The sequence below is a fragment of the Halomonas sp. MCCC 1A13316 genome (assembly GCF_014931605.1).
GTDB lineage: Bacteria > Pseudomonadota > Gammaproteobacteria > Pseudomonadales > Halomonadaceae > Halomonas.
In genome coordinates this window covers 399,020-412,424 of sequence record NZ_CP053382.1, presented here as the reverse complement: position 1 = coordinate 412,424, position 13,405 = coordinate 399,020, and the positions used below count along the sequence as shown (strand labels likewise).

Sequence of the window (13,405 nt, the reverse complement as noted above, 5' to 3'; positions counted from 1 at the left end):
TTCAGGCTTCCTCAAGACGGGGAGTGGCACTACGTAGATGCCGCCACTCCTGGATCAATTCGGCATAGTTGTCAGCAACACATGCCACCAGCGCCGCGTCATCAATGCGGCCCGCCAGCCAATCGCGGCTCGCCGCGGCAAAGAGGGTGCGCCCCACGGTGAAGCCCTTGCAGCGAGCCTGACGGGCGGCGGGGCCGAAGCCGCGCTTCATCTCCTCCATGGGCGCGTCGAGGCCGAGCAGGACCACTCCCCTGCAGTGAGGGTCCTCGGCGTCGATGATCCTGCCCACCGCCGTCCAAGCCTCCTCGGAGAGTGATGGCAGCTTCCACCAGTCGGGGCGGATACCCAGGTTATAGAGGCGCTGCAGGCTGCGCGGCAGGGTGGTGTCGTCCCCCCGCATCTCAGCCGGTGGGATCACCTCCACCAGCAGTTCGAGATGGTTGTCGCAGGCCGCCTGGTAAAGTTGGCGCAGTCGCGCTTCCTGCTCAAGACGCAGTGCCAGGGCATCGTCCGGGTGATAGAACACCAGGCACTTGATGATGTGCTCGGCGGGCCAATGGCGAAGATGGCTACCCAGATCGTCGCCATGCTGGAAGTGAAGTGGGCGAGAGCCCGGGAGCTCCACCGGACGGCCGATCCACCAGCCACGACCACTGGCCTCGTTCAGGGCATCCTGGCCGAGCACGTCGTCCACCAGGATGGCCGGCTTCTCCACGCCGCCACGACGAGCGCCCTCCTCCGCCGCCTGCACCAACAGGCGCTTCAAGAGAGGCAGGCGTGCAGGGTCGGCACGCACCTCGCGGGCCATGTCGGTCAGCTGGCGACGATGGTCGAACGCCAGACCACACACCTCCGTCCATTCGGCCGGTACGCGGGTGGTCACGCGATGCAAGTGGTTGAGACGTTCATCACGATCGGGTCGGGTCACCGACGCCCGGCGTGCCAAATAGTCAAACAGCTCCTCCTCGGTGGGCATGGCCGGGGCACAACCGTGGCGGGACACCACCAGCGCTCCACACGCATTGGCGTAGGTCGCACTGGTTTCCCAACTCTCGCCTCGCAACCACCCCCTCAGCAGGCCACTCATGAAGGCGTCTCCAGCGCCCAGCACGTTCAGCACCTCGACCTTGACGCCCTGGACCAGCGTGCCGTCCTCAATACGCTCGGGAATCTCGCCTTCGAAGACCACGCAACCCATAGGGCCGAGCTTGCACACGAGGGTGGCATCGCTCACCTGGCGCACGGCGCGCAAGGACTCGAGAGTATCGGTACTGCCGCCGGCAATATGGAACTCTTCCTCGGTGCCGACGATCAGGTCAAAGTCGCCTAGCCAGGCCTGCAGGTCGCGGGTCACCTTGGCGTCGGCGATGAAACGGGTCTCGCCGTCGCCGGGGGCCGTCAGGCCCCAAAGTACCGGGCGGTAGTCGATATCCAGCACCCGCTTGACGCCGTGCTCCGCGGCGGCATCCAGCGCCTTGCGGCAGGCCCGGGCGGTAGTGTCGGTGGACAGGTGGGTGCCGGTGATGGCCAGCGCCTTGGCCCGGGCGATAAACGCCGGGTCGATGGCAGCAGGGTCGATCGCCATGTCGGCACAGTCGCGGCGGTAGAACAGCAGCGGGAAGCTATCGCGATCCTTGAGCGCCAACAGCACCAGGCCGGTGTGACGCTCGGGATCGGTCTGCAGGGCGCTGGTGTCCACGCCGGCGCGTTCGAGCTCCTCGCGAACGAAGTTGCCCATCTGCTCATTGCCGACCCGTGACAGCATGGCCGACTGGAGGCCGAGGCGGGCGGTGCCAAAAGCCACGTTGCCGGAGCTGCCGCCCAGGTACTTGGCGAAGCTGGCCACATCTTCTAGGCGGCTGCCCACCTGCTCCGAATACAAATCTACCGCGACGCGGCCGAGGCAGATAAGATCCAGTGACTGCGGATCCTTGGCGGGGTGAAACATGGTGATTCTCCACGTCGCTGGTTGTTGATCTAGGTGTCGGAAGCCTTCAGGGCTGACGCGACAGGTACTGTTGCTGCATGCCGTCCTGCAGCTGCGAGAGGGACCACCTCTCGCCAAGCGCGCGCTCTAGCAGCTGTTGCGGCGTTTCCGGCGCCATCCCGTCACGCGGTGGGGTGCGGTCGAGATTGGCCGGGAAAGCGTAGCCTTCAGCGATGGCGGCGATGCAGGCCTGGAGGGATGGTGACAAGCCCTCCTGCTCATAGCGCGCCTGCAACGCCGGGTAGCAGCGGATCACCAGTGCTTGGGAATCGACGGCTTCCATGCAGTGGCCGAATGCCGAGGAGACCTGCAGCAAGTTGGCCATGCGGCGAGCATCGCTGTGGTTGGCACCCGCAGCATGAAAGAGCGCCGGATTGAAGAAGAGGCCATCGCCTTTGGTCAGCGGCAGTTGAACATGACGCTGGGCAAACACCGCTTGGAATGCCGGATCCCGCCAGGCCAAGTAGCCTTGGGGATAACGCTGGGAGTAAGGCAACAGCTGTGTCGGCCCAGTCTCCAGCGGCATGTCGCTATGCGCGACGGCGCCTTGCAGGGTCAGCAACTGTGAGGCCATCTGCATCGACATCGGGAAGCGTGAAACGATGTCGTCAGGCTGGAAGCCAAGATGGTAATCCCGATGCGGGCTCTGCGCCTGGCCGCCGGGATTGACCACGTTGACCTGCGAGGTAATCCGGTAGAAAGGCCCCAGCCATGCCTCGCAGACCAGCGCCATCAGCGGATTGGCGTAGTAGTCGACGAAGCCGCTGGGATCTTCTAAGCCATGCTTCTGCAAAGCGTTCCAGATGCGATCATTGCTACCAGGCGGGGCAAAGTGGTCGCCGCGCCCCCCCGCGACCTTTTCCTTTTCGATGATGTCGAGAAAGCAGGCACTGGCCTCATCGATCGTCCGGGTGTCGTAGTACATGCCCTGAATGACCAACACACCGGGGCCTTCCAGCAGGCAACGGTGCCACTCCTCGAGCAGGTCGCGACGCGTCGAGGCCTCTTGGCTTGCGGCCAGCATGTCACGGGCGACATAGAGGGGCACCCGTGACTGGATCCGGGCCGCCATGGGGTAGTCTGTGGCGGAGGGTTGGCGGTCGCACAGCGCCTCGAAGGCGGCCACGTCCAGAGCCTCGGATGTGGTGAAGTGAGGGGATACAGGTTGGATCATGATCAACAGTGCCTTACTCCGAAGGTGAACGAGAGCCCTGACTGCCGACGCGTCAGGAGGATGGTCGCGCTCGTCACGAGGCGAGCGCGCCCCAACGTCAGCCCGATGGCAGCGTCATGGCAGCCTTGGGCTGGGGCGTATCCTCGTAGCAGCCCAGCACGTTCTGATCGAAATCGATGATCGCCCCGGTCATCATCCCCGAGGCCTCGGTGACCAGGAACTCAACGCCACGTGCCACCTCACCGGGCTCTAGCAGGCGCCCCATGGGCTGTGCCTTGATGGCTTGCTCGAGCCAGTCATCCTCGGCGCCGTGGAAGGTCTTCTGGATACGATCCTCCCCCGGGGTGTTCATCCAGCCGATGTTGAGGCCGTTGACGCGAATGCGATTGCGCATCAGCGAGAAGGCAGCGTTGCGGGTCAGGGTGGTGAGCGCCCCCTTGCTGCCACAGTAGGCGCTGATGAAGGGCTGACCGCCATGGCCCGACATGCTGAGGATATTGACGATGCGGCCCTCGGTGCCGTCGCGGATCATCAGCTTGGCGGCCTCCTGCATCAGGAAGAAGGGAGCCTTGGTATTCACATTGAACAGCCGGTCGAATGCGGCCTCATCAGTATCGAGCAGGGTGCCGCGTTCGGTGTTACCGGCACAGTTGACCAGCACATCCAGGCGGCCAAAGTGTTCGTCGGCAGTGGCGATGATGTGGCGGCAGTCCGCGACCCGGCCGAGATCGGCGGCCACGAAGTGAGCCTGACAGTGCTCGGTGGACAAGGCAGCCGCTAGCGCCTCGCCCTTGTTGCGGTTGCGTCCGCAGATCACCAGTCCGGCCAGCCCCAGGTCCGAGAGGCGGCGCGCAACCGCTTCGCCAAGCCCCTGTGTCGACCCGGTAACGACAGCGACCTGGCCGCTGAGAGAGGTGTGCTGTGTCATCAGAATTTTCCTCGTCGGGGTTAGGCGCCGTCCAGCGCGATCCAGCCGCCATCATGGTGCGAGCGCTCGATGGCATCGATCAGGGCATTGATCCGCCTGGCCTGACGGAAGTCGGGCGCGAGCGGCTGGCGGCCGGCCAGCCCTTCGATCAGGTCACGGATCTCGATGATCTTCTGGTCGTTGTAGCCAAGCCCGTGCCCTGGGGCCGGACAGAAGTCGGCGTAGTCCGGATGCTGCGGGCCGATCAGCAGCGTGCGAAAACCGCGCCGGCCGGGCGGCCCCTCCTGCTGGTAGAGCTTGAGCTCGCTCATGCGCTCCTGATCGAAGGTGATGGCGCCCTTGGTGCCGGTAACGGTGTAGGCGAGGCCCAACTTGCGCCCTGAGGCGATGCGTGAGGTCTCGATGTTGCCGATCAGGCCGCTTTCGAAGCGCAGCAGTGCCTGGGCATGGTCATCGTTCTCGACCGGGCGCATGCCACTGCCATCCGCCAGCGGACGCTCCGTGATCACGGTCTGGAGCTGGCCGCAGACCTGGGTGATGGACTGTCCGGTCAGGTACTCGGCCATGTTGAGAATGTGCGAGCCCAGGTCGCCCAGGGCGCCTGCACCTGCGGTTTCACGAAAGGTATGCCAGTCGTGGGGCTTGGCCGGGTCGGCCAGGTAATCCTCGTTGTGGCGGCCACGAAAATGGAGCACCTCGCCGATCTCGCCGCTGGCAATGATCTCACGAGCCAGCTGGCTGGCTGGGTTGCGCGCGTAGTTGAAGCCAACCAGCGTCTTGACGCCGGCGCGCTCAGCCGCCGCTACCATCTCGACGGCGTCGGCATCATTCAGCGCCATGGGCTTCTCCAGGTAGACATGCTTGCCCTGGGCGATGGCCGCCAGCGCCATCTCCTTGTGCAGGAAGTTCGGCGCGCAGATGTCCACCACGTCGACCCGAGGGTCGGCTACCAGCGTTCGCCAGTCGCCGGTGGCGCGGGCGAATCCCAGCTCCCGGGCCTTGCGAGTCGCCAGCGTCTCATCGAGCTCGGCGAGCAGCTCACAAACCGGTGTCGCGGACAGGTCGAACACCCGGGGGGCCGCATGCAGGGCGATGGCATGCGCCTTGCCCATGTAGCCGGTGCCTATCAGTCCAAAATGGATGGAGGTCATAGCGTTGGCTCCAGGAGACGTTAGGGGGCCAGGAATCGCGCTCAGGCAACCTGACTTTTCTTCTCTTGGTCGCTGCGCTGGAACTCGGCCAGTTCGGCATCGAGGCTCTCCAACTCCGCCCCACCGGCCATCATGTTCAGCACCTCCTCACGCGTGATCTCTGCCTTGCGGAAGGTGCCCAGGCTGCCGCCACGCGATAGCAGGGTGAAGGCGTCAGCCACCGGAAAGGCGTGATGGACGTTGTGGGTGATGAAGATGACTGCCAATCCATCAGCACGCGCCTTGGCGATATAGCGCAGCACCACTGAGGCCTGCTTGACCCCCAGCGCCGATGTCGGCTCGTCCAGGATCAGCACTTTGGCGCCGAAGTAGACCGCGCGGGCGATGGCAACGCACTGTCGCTCTCCGCCGGAGAGGGTACCGACTGGCTGACTGGGGTCGCGCACATCGATACCGATCTTGGCCATCTCCTGCTTGGCGATCCGGTCGGCGTACTTCCAGTCGATGCGCTTCAAGGGCCCCCATCCCACCGTGGGTTCACGGCCCATGAAGAAGTTACGGGTAATGGACATCAGCGGGATCATCGCCAGGTCCTGAAAGACGGTGGCGATACCCGCATCCAGCGCGTAGGCCGGTGACTTGAAGCGGGCCGGTTTGCCGTCCAGATACATCTCGCCATGAGAAGGACTATGAACACCCGAGAGGGTCTTGATCAGAGTCGACTTGCCGGCGCCATTGTCGCCCAGCAGGCACATGACTTCACCGGAATAGACTTTGATCGAGATGTCGCTTAGGGCGATGACGCTGCCGAAGTGTTTGCTGACGTTGCGCATCTCGATCATGGGCGTACGTTCGCTCATCTTACTTGGCCTCCATCGCCTTCTTGCGCATGTAATTGTTGAAGAGCACAGCGACTAGCAGCATCACGCCCAAGAAGACCTGGAACCAATCGGTATTGACGCCGGTATAGAAGATGCCCATCTGCACCATGCCGAAGATGAGTGCACCAAGGGCGGCACCAATAGCGGATCCATAGCCCCCCGTAAGCAAGGCGCCGCCGATGACCACGGCAATGATCGCCTCGAGCTCCTTGAGCATCCCGCGAATGGTGTCGGCAGAACCCGTGTCCATCACTTGGAGGCAGGCAAAGACGGTGGCCGAGAAGGCGGTGAACATGAACAGCGAGATCTTGACCCGTTGTACCGGTACGCCAGAGTTGCGCGCGGCATTCTTGTCGCCACCGCTGGCGAAGATCCAGTTGCCATAGGGCGTACACAGCAGCACCCAGGTCGCCACGGCGGTAAGGGCCAACCACCAGACGATGGAGACCGGAATTCCTGTGACGACAGGGTTATTGGCAAAATTGGTGGCGATCCAGCCCTGAGAGGCCATCCAGGCAAAGAGGCCAGTAGCGACTTCACCGGAGAACAGGGCCGCAAACCAATCTCCAGGGATGTGGTCGTGCACGCCGCCGACTTGGGTACGGCCGGTTAGCAGACGACTGATGCCGATGGCCAGACCGCGCAGGATGAACAGGAAGCCAAGGGTCACGATGAACGACGGCAGGCCCGTCTTGTTGACCAGGTTACCGTTGATCCAGCCCACCAGGGCGGCACAGGAGAAGGCCAACAGGATGGCGGCCCACAGCGGCCAGCCGTACTCCACGGCGGGAATGGCGATAAGGATGCCGGCCAGGCCAATCATCGAGCCGATGGATAGGTCGAACTCGCCGCCAATCATCAACAGCGCAGCTGCAGTGGCGATGATGCCCAGCTGGGCTGCCACTTCGAGGAAGTTGACGATGCCGGCAGGCGTGAACATGCCGGTGCCACTGGCGGCGACGATAAAGAAGGCAAGGACCAGTACGGTACCGGCCAGGGCGCCCAGTTCCGGGCGACTCAGAGCCTTCTTCCAGAAGGAGACCTCTTGGAGGCGCTCGTCCTGTTGTTGTGCTACCGCACTGGCAGGTTGCGTGGATTCGTTGGGCTTCATGACGGACAACTCCCCGGGCCCGGGTCCACCGGGCCCTACGGTTAAACAAGTATCAACGGATGCCCTGCTCGCTCAGCTCGATAACCTGGGCGGCATTTTCCTGAGTCACGAAACCTGGGCCGGTCGCAACATTGCCTGCCGGCAGCAAGCCGTTCTTTACGTATTGATCGAGGAACATGACCGGCAAGTAGCCTTGGAGGTACTGCTGTTGGTCGATGGCAAAATCCAGACCGCCCTGCTCCAGGCTCTCCAGGATGCCGGGCGAGAGGTCGAAGGTCCCGAGCGTGAACATATCTGTTGCGCCCTGCTCACGCATGGCCTGAAGCATAGGCTCGGCAGCCAGAGCCCCCAGGGTCAGAATGCCGCGTACATCGCTGTTCTCGTTGAGGTAGGCAACGATCGCATTGCGGATCGAAGTCGGGTCGTAGGTGGTTGCCAGCTGCTCAGCGTTGCCATCAAAGCCCTCTAGGAAACCGTCGCAGCGCTGATCGAGCCCCTGGTTGCCCTGCTCATGGTTGACGCAGAGGCCTTTCTCCACCCCCATTTCCTGCATACGTTCAGCGGCCTGCTTGCCCGCCTCATACTCGCTTTGACCGATATGAAGGCGGGTACCGTAATTTTGTGCCACGTCCCCACCGGAGTTAATGGAGATAACCGGAATGCCGTTGTCGGCGGCCCGCTGGACAACTCCGCCTAGGGCGTCTTCGTCGGTAAACGAGACGATCAGACCATCGGGGTTCGAGGCCACTGCCGCATCAACCAGCTGCTGCATCTTGGCCATGTCGAAAGAAGACGGTGCGCGATATTCCAGCTCAGCGCCCACGACCTCAGCGGCCTCCTCTGCGCCATTCTTGACCACGGACCAGAAGGGGTCTGATGGAACGCCATGGGTGACCATGACGAAGCGGTTTCCTTCCTGTGTCTGGGCCGTGTCTTGCGCCTGGGCCGTGCCGGCCACGAGTGCTACAGCAGAAGTAGAGGCGAGTAGCCATTGGGAGAGACGTGCCATGGTTAGATCCTCGTGATTGTCGTTGTGGGGTAAATGCGTCCGAGCGTGACGTATTGGAATATTGGTTCCATACTGGCACTTTTGCAAATTATACATTCTATACTTTGGTATAAATGGAATTTTTATTCCACTACATCTAGACTACCTCCATCAGTACGATCACTGCTGCGCCGCACTCAGGCGACGGCAAGGAAGGAATACCGATGAGCGAGATACCGCAGGACTATAGTCAATTGGAGGCACGCATCACTGCCGACTATCCGTCGCTGAGCCGACGACTACAGCAGACGGCGCGCTTCCTGCTGGATAACCCCCAGGAGGTGGCCTTCGCGACGGTAGCCAAGCTCGCCGTGCAGGCCGACGTGACGCCCTCGACGCTCATCCGCTTCGCCAACCACTTCGGCTACACCGGCTTCTCGGAGATGCAACAGCTGTTCCGTTCCCGGCTGGTCGACGAGCTGCCGAACTACACGGAGCGTATTCGAGCGGTGCGTTCGGCTACCGGCGAGACACCCGACAGTACTCAGCTGCTGTGGGAGTTTGCCGAAGCCAACCGTGAGGTGTTGGAGCAGCTACCGGGGCGCATCGACCCTCGTAGCCTGGAGCTGGCCCTGGACATCTTCGAACAGGCCCGCGCCATCCATGTGATGGGCGCTCGTCGTAGCTTCGTGGTGGCCAGCTACATGACCTACGCGCTGCATCACATCGACAAGCGCACCTTCCTGGTCAATGGTCTGGGCGGCATGTATGGCGAGCAGGTTCGCACCATCGGCGCCGAGGATGCTCTGCTGGTGGTGAGCTTCTCGCCCTATGCGGAGGAGTCCCGCGAGGTGGCGAGCGCGGCACGCGAGCGGGGCATTCCACTGGTCGTGATCACCGACTCCAACTTGAGCCCCCTGGCCCGTCTGGCCGATGTGGCCCTGGTGGTTCACGAGGCCGAGGTCAAGAGCTTCCGCGGCTTGACCGCTTCACTCTGCTTGACCCAGACCCTCGCCATCGCTCTGGGCGTGCGCCAGGACAAGGCACGCGACCGCAAGTCAGCCGATGGCGGCGCAGAACGCGCCTGATGCCCACAACAACGCCAATGTTCTGACCACAAGAGGACACTCTATGAGACTCGCCCTGATCGGCGCCGGGCGCATCGGCAAGGTGCATGCCCAGGCCATCGACGCCCACCCAGAGGTCACCCTGAGCGCCGTAGCCGACTTCCATGCCCCGACCGCCGAGGCGCTGGCTAGCCAATATGGCACCCGGGTGCTCCCCCCTGACGCCATCTTCGAGGATGGCGAGGTCGATGCTATTCTCATCGCCTCCAGCACGCCCACCCATGCCGACTACCTGGAGCGGGCTGCCCGTGCCGGGAAGGCGGTGCTGTGCGAGAAGCCCATCGCTCTGGACTTGGCCCGCACCCGAGACGCCTTGCAGGTGCTGGTGGCACACCCGGTGACCTGCGCGCTTGGCTTCAACCGACGCCATGACCCACAGTTCGCGGCTCTCAAGCAATCCATCGCGGAGGGTCGCATCGGCGACCTCGAGACACTTTCCATTATCAGCCGTGACCCGGCACCGCCCCCTGCGGAATACGTGGGAGCCTCCGGCGGGCTGTTCCGCGACATGATGATCCATGACTTCGACATGGCCCGCTGGCTGCTCGATGAACCCATCGTGCATGTGCATGCCGAGGGCAGTTGCCTGATCGATCCCTCCATCGGCGAGGCGGGCGACATCGACACCGCCATGGTCACCCTGGTCACGGCCAGTGGGAGGCTCTGTCACATCAACAACTCACGCCGCGCCTGCTACGGCTATGACCAGCGCATCGAGGCCTTCGGCAGCGCCGGCATGCTGCAGGCCCAGAACGAGACAGAGACTCGGCTGCGTTTCACCGGCGAGCCCGGCCAGGTGGAAGAGACGCCTAAGTGGTTCTTCCTGGAGCGGTATGCAGATGCCTACCGCCGGGAGATAAGTGACTTCGTTGGCGCCTGGAAGCAGCAGCGTGAACCGCTGGCCAGTGCTAGCGACGGCCTGGAGGCCCTACGCCTGGCGGAGGCCGCCGAGTGCTCGCTTAGGGAAGGCCGTCGCATCGCGCTCAACGACATTCACTGAACGCTACAGGAGCTATCCATGACCTCACTACTGGTACGCCCTAACAAAGCCGATGCCCAAGGCAAGGTGCTGGAAGTGACCCCTGAATCCGCCGGCTGGGAGCACGTGGGTTTCCGGGTGCACAAATTGGCCAAGGGCCAGCGCCTCGAGGCCAATACCGAGGACCGCGAGCATTGCCTGGTGCTGGTCTCCGGGCGCGCCACTGTTACTTGCGGTGAACACCGCTGGGAGGATATTGGCGAGCGTATGGACGTCTTCGAGAAGGTGGCACCCTACTCTGTTTATCTGCCCAACGGAGTAAGTTATTCCGTGGAAGCCACCACCGAGTTGGAACTGGCAGTATGCAGCGCCCCGGGCTTTGGTAACCACGAGCCTCGTCTTATCAGCCCCGACCAGGTCAAGCGCAGCACCCGTGGCAGCGGCACAAACACTCGCCATATCCAGGATATCCTGCCGGAGACCGAACCAGCCGACAGCCTGTTGGTGGTGGAGGTTTTCACGCCCCCGGGTAACTGGTCCAGCTACCCACCCCACAAGCACGACGTGGACGACCTGCCCAACGAATCGAAGCTCGAGGAGACCTACTATCATCGCCTGAACCCCTCCCAGGGTTTCGCTTTTCAGCGGGTCTACACCGATGACCGCAGCCTCGACGAGTCCATGGCGGTGGATAATGGCTGCTGCGTGCTGGTGCCGCGTGGCTACCATCCGGCGGGGGCCCCCCACGGCTACGAGCTCTACTACCTCAACGTGATGGCCGGCCCCAAACGGGCCTGGAAGTTCACCAATGACCCGGACCACGATTGGATTGTGAAGCAGTAGACATCACATGATGAGAAGTTCCCATGGCGTCCTGACCTCTCTTCGCCCCGCCTCGGCGGGGTTTTTTTGGCCTATCACAATGCGCTGCCGCATGCCCCGGCTGGGTTGGCAACGCTCAGTCCAGGCTGGCATCCTCATGCACGAAGATGGCCGCCCTACGTGTCGTACCCTGCGACAGGTTCTCCCTACCTCGGTGCCAGCCGAAAAATCTGCTGTGCCGAGTCGCCGAGGGTCATTCGGTGCCATACTTAGCCCAGCCATCCCTATCGTCGGTTGAGGCCAATTACCGGAGGCGCACCATGGATGAGATACCTGTTCCGGCCCAGTCCGTAGCCCGCCTCGCTGAAGCAATCTTCGAGGATAGGGATAAGGCTATCACTTGGCTGGCTCGCCCCAACGAGGCGCTAGGAGGTCAGCCGCCATACATGCTCTGTGGGACAGAGACTGGTGCCAAGCAGGTCAAACGCATTCTCCATGCTCTTGATTGGGGCGGGGTCGTATGAGGGAGTCTTGGAAGACAATTATCTTAGAGGATCAGCAGATGCGAACCAACGATTGCGAGGTACTTCGCGCTGCCGAGCAGATCAGCGGTGACAGGAAGAAGGCCTTGGCATGGTATCGCCAGTCGCTGCCTCTCTTCGATCACCAGACGCCAGAGCAGTCGGTTGAGGCAGGTCGCAAGACAGCCCTTCTTCGCTATCTCAAGTCGCTTGAAGCTGGGCCGCTTGGTTGAGCAGCTCATGCACGAGCCGAAGGGGAGGGTGCTATGGGCGACTGGATTATTCCCGAGAACTACCCGGAGCTACGCCTGATTTGCTGGTCCATCCGCACGGATCAGCCCATCAAGGAACGAGAAGCCTGGGAAATCTATGAGCGCAACTGGCGCTACGTGTATCAGAACTGGCTGACCGAGGAAGAAAAAGCACTCATCGAGCGACTCAGGAAAAAGTACGGTGTGTCGGATGGAAGTGGCAACTGCTAAGGATTATTTAGAGCTTCGAGATCATGTGTAAATCCTATCTTGCATGAAACCTATGGGGCGCTTCCACCCAAGCCCCATTGCCTCATGATAGCCATCGGTCTGCCGCTGTTCGATCACCCTCGACAGTCCGATAGCCGCCCGCCAAACTGCGACTGCGCTATCCTCCCGCATGGGCACCAGTGGTGTGTCGCGTCGGACCGTCATTACATCCTCCAGCGGCTCCAGGCGCATCTGGAACGCAGGCAGCTCGCCGCGCTCCTCGGCCAGGATCTGCAGATCGTAAAAAAGTTGGCGGCCACCTCGTAGTTCTGGACATTTGCCGCCAACTCGCTCCGGGCCTCCTCCAAGCTCACTCACCACACTGTGCCGGCCTGTCAATGCACTGCCGCCTGGCACGTACCTCTGCCTCTTGTTGCCCTGCCTCCCACCGCGCTTTCTAGACCAGTTAGGCCTGCCGCTGACGCTCATGGGAGGGTTGGCGGCGATGCGCAGCCGGGCAACCGAGCGGTGTGCCATTGGCTCCGCCACTAACGGTTCTTGTCGATCTCGCCCTGCAGTACCTGCATCAGCTCCTCGATGCTGTTGATTCCCTGGGCCTTGAGCGACTCGTCCATGTCGAGGGGCTGCGCCTGTGTCGGGCGCAGCTTACGGGGCGCGTCGCCCTGGCGTCGAAAGCCCGCCTGGAAAGGCTCAAGCATGCCGGCGATCTCCGCCTCGTCCAGCGCTTCGGGATCGAATTCGCCACCCAGCGCCTCCAGCAGCTCCTGGCCGTACTCATCCTTCTCGCCGGCCGCTGCCGCCTTTAGAGCCGCATACCCTCCGGTGCCGCCGATATCCTCCGGTGGGCAGGCCATGGCGCCGTCGATCAGCCGCGGACAGGGGTTGGTCTCCTCTAGCCCAGCCGCCTCTACCACGATGCGGTGCTCCCAGCCGTCGCCAAAGTCGTAGAGGTAGTGGAAGGTACCGTCTTTGGCGCGAGCCGCCAGCGACTTCAGCTTGGCATTGCGTGCCAGTGCGATGGGCCGATCGCTCCACTCGTCCGGCTCGCCGTAGTAGCGGCCATTGCACTCGAACTCGAAGAGGTGGCAGTCTGCCCAGCCCATCACATCCTGAATGAGCTCATGGAGGCGATGCAGGTTGATCTGCTCCGGCACTACCACCCGGCGCCAGACCAGCGGGTCAGTATCGAGCAGTTCGATGCGAAGGCGAATATCGGGCATTGGGACGCTCCGCTGATGTGTGTGCTGCCATAAT

Annotated in this window: 14 protein-coding genes; 6 read left to right on the top strand and 8 right to left on the bottom strand. The window is 62.6% G+C overall.

What is annotated here, in order from left to right:
* Window position 1 precedes the first annotated feature (1 nt).
* The 7 genes from HNO52_RS01990 to HNO52_RS01960 all read right to left on the bottom strand — a co-directional run bounded on the left by HNO52_RS01990 (window position 2) and on the right by HNO52_RS01960 (window position 8,337).
* Window positions 2-1,948 carry a bifunctional 5-dehydro-2-deoxygluconokinase/5-dehydro-2-deoxyphosphogluconate aldolase gene (locus HNO52_RS01990; protein WP_197567416.1) on the bottom strand — a complete coding sequence of 649 codons (1,947 nt, stop codon included), beginning with the start codon at window positions 1,946-1,948 and terminating at the stop codon, window positions 2-4.
* Window positions 1,949-1,994: 46 nt separating this feature from the next.
* A complete protein-coding gene (locus HNO52_RS01985; RefSeq protein ID WP_197567415.1) occupies window positions 1,995-3,161 on the bottom strand; it encodes a phytanoyl-CoA dioxygenase family protein in 1,167 nt (388 codons plus the stop codon).
* Window positions 3,162-3,258: 97 nt separating this feature from the next.
* Window positions 3,259-4,089 (bottom strand): SDR family oxidoreductase, encoded by an 831-nt coding sequence (locus HNO52_RS01980; protein ID WP_197567414.1) that lies wholly within the window; start codon window positions 4,087-4,089, stop codon window positions 3,259-3,261.
* A gap of 20 nt (window positions 4,090-4,109) precedes the next feature.
* On the bottom strand, window positions 4,110-5,240 hold the full coding sequence (locus HNO52_RS01975; protein WP_197567413.1) for a Gfo/Idh/MocA family protein: 1,131 nt from the start codon (window positions 5,238-5,240) through the stop codon (window positions 4,110-4,112).
* 41 nt (window positions 5,241-5,281) lie between these two features.
* Window positions 5,282-6,100 carry an ATP-binding cassette domain-containing protein gene (locus HNO52_RS01970; RefSeq protein ID WP_197567412.1) on the bottom strand — a complete coding sequence of 273 codons (819 nt, stop codon included), beginning with the start codon at window positions 6,098-6,100 and terminating at the stop codon, window positions 5,282-5,284.
* A gap of 1 nt (window position 6,101) precedes the next feature.
* Window positions 6,102-7,232 (bottom strand): ABC transporter permease, encoded by a 1,131-nt coding sequence (locus tag HNO52_RS01965; protein WP_197567411.1) that lies wholly within the window; start codon window positions 7,230-7,232, stop codon window positions 6,102-6,104.
* A gap of 52 nt (window positions 7,233-7,284) precedes the next feature.
* On the bottom strand, window positions 7,285-8,337 hold the full coding sequence (locus tag HNO52_RS01960) for a sugar ABC transporter substrate-binding protein (protein ID WP_232090476.1): 1,053 nt from the start codon (window positions 8,335-8,337) through the stop codon (window positions 7,285-7,287).
* A 107-nt stretch (window positions 8,338-8,444) separates the two neighbouring features.
* Here HNO52_RS01960 and HNO52_RS01955 point away from each other — a divergent pair, with 107 nt between their 5' ends.
* From HNO52_RS01955 to HNO52_RS01930, 6 genes are all read left to right on the top strand, one after another.
* Window positions 8,445-9,308, top strand: coding sequence for a MurR/RpiR family transcriptional regulator (locus tag HNO52_RS01955; RefSeq protein WP_197567410.1), 864 nt, complete (start codon window positions 8,445-8,447; stop codon window positions 9,306-9,308).
* A gap of 43 nt (window positions 9,309-9,351) precedes the next feature.
* A complete protein-coding gene (gene iolG, locus HNO52_RS01950; RefSeq protein ID WP_197567409.1) occupies window positions 9,352-10,347 on the top strand; it encodes an inositol 2-dehydrogenase in 996 nt (331 codons plus the stop codon).
* A gap of 18 nt (window positions 10,348-10,365) precedes the next feature.
* A complete protein-coding gene (gene iolB / locus HNO52_RS01945) occupies window positions 10,366-11,169 on the top strand; it encodes a 5-deoxy-glucuronate isomerase (protein ID WP_197567408.1) in 804 nt (267 codons plus the stop codon).
* 146 nt (window positions 11,170-11,315) lie between these two features.
* Window positions 11,316-11,672: an MbcA/ParS/Xre antitoxin family protein gene (locus HNO52_RS21390; protein WP_442907096.1), complete on the top strand. Its 357-nt coding sequence runs from the start codon at window positions 11,316-11,318 to the stop codon at window positions 11,670-11,672.
* A gap of 38 nt (window positions 11,673-11,710) precedes the next feature.
* On the top strand, window positions 11,711-11,902 hold the full coding sequence (locus HNO52_RS01935; protein ID WP_197567406.1) for a DUF2384 domain-containing protein: 192 nt from the start codon (window positions 11,711-11,713) through the stop codon (window positions 11,900-11,902).
* A gap of 33 nt (window positions 11,903-11,935) precedes the next feature.
* The gene (locus tag HNO52_RS01930) at window positions 11,936-12,151 is read left to right on the top strand and encodes a hypothetical protein (protein WP_197567405.1); all 216 of its coding nucleotides are present in this window, start codon (window positions 11,936-11,938) and stop codon (window positions 12,149-12,151) included.
* 527 nt (window positions 12,152-12,678) lie between these two features.
* Here HNO52_RS01930 and HNO52_RS01925 read toward each other — a convergent pair.
* Window positions 12,679-13,371, bottom strand: a complete 693-nt coding sequence (locus HNO52_RS01925) for a plasmid pRiA4b ORF-3 family protein (protein WP_197567404.1) — start codon at window positions 13,369-13,371, stop codon at window positions 12,679-12,681.
* Window positions 13,372-13,405 lie beyond the last annotated feature (34 nt).

Coding starts and splice junctions, on each gene's coding strand:
- HNO52_RS21390 (WP_442907096.1), top strand. CDS start 11,316: ATGGCCGCCCTACGTGTCGTACCCTGCGACAGGTTCTCCCTACCTCGG.
- HNO52_RS01975 (WP_197567413.1), bottom strand. CDS start 5,240: ATGACCTCCATCCATTTTGGACTGATAGGCACCGGCTACATGGGCAAG.
- HNO52_RS01935 (WP_197567406.1), top strand. CDS start 11,711: ATGCGAACCAACGATTGCGAGGTACTTCGCGCTGCCGAGCAGATCAGC.
- iolG (WP_197567409.1), top strand. CDS start 9,352: ATGAGACTCGCCCTGATCGGCGCCGGGCGCATCGGCAAGGTGCATGCC.
- HNO52_RS01960 (WP_232090476.1), bottom strand. CDS start 8,337: ATGTATAATTTGCAAAAGTGCCAGTATGGAACCAATATTCCAATACGT.
- HNO52_RS01965 (WP_197567411.1), bottom strand. CDS start 7,232: ATGAAGCCCAACGAATCCACGCAACCTGCCAGTGCGGTAGCACAACAA.
- HNO52_RS01970 (WP_197567412.1), bottom strand. CDS start 6,100: ATGAGCGAACGTACGCCCATGATCGAGATGCGCAACGTCAGCAAACAC.
- HNO52_RS01980 (WP_197567414.1), bottom strand. CDS start 4,089: ATGACACAGCACACCTCTCTCAGCGGCCAGGTCGCTGTCGTTACCGGG.
- HNO52_RS01955 (WP_197567410.1), top strand. CDS start 8,445: ATGAGCGAGATACCGCAGGACTATAGTCAATTGGAGGCACGCATCACT.
- HNO52_RS01985 (WP_197567415.1), bottom strand. CDS start 3,161: ATGATCCAACCTGTATCCCCTCACTTCACCACATCCGAGGCTCTGGAC.
- iolB (WP_197567408.1), top strand. CDS start 10,366: ATGACCTCACTACTGGTACGCCCTAACAAAGCCGATGCCCAAGGCAAG.
- HNO52_RS01925 (WP_197567404.1), bottom strand. CDS start 13,371: ATGCCCGATATTCGCCTTCGCATCGAACTGCTCGATACTGACCCGCTG.
- HNO52_RS01930 (WP_197567405.1), top strand. CDS start 11,936: ATGGGCGACTGGATTATTCCCGAGAACTACCCGGAGCTACGCCTGATT.
- HNO52_RS01990 (WP_197567416.1), bottom strand. CDS start 1,948: ATGTTTCACCCCGCCAAGGATCCGCAGTCACTGGATCTTATCTGCCTC.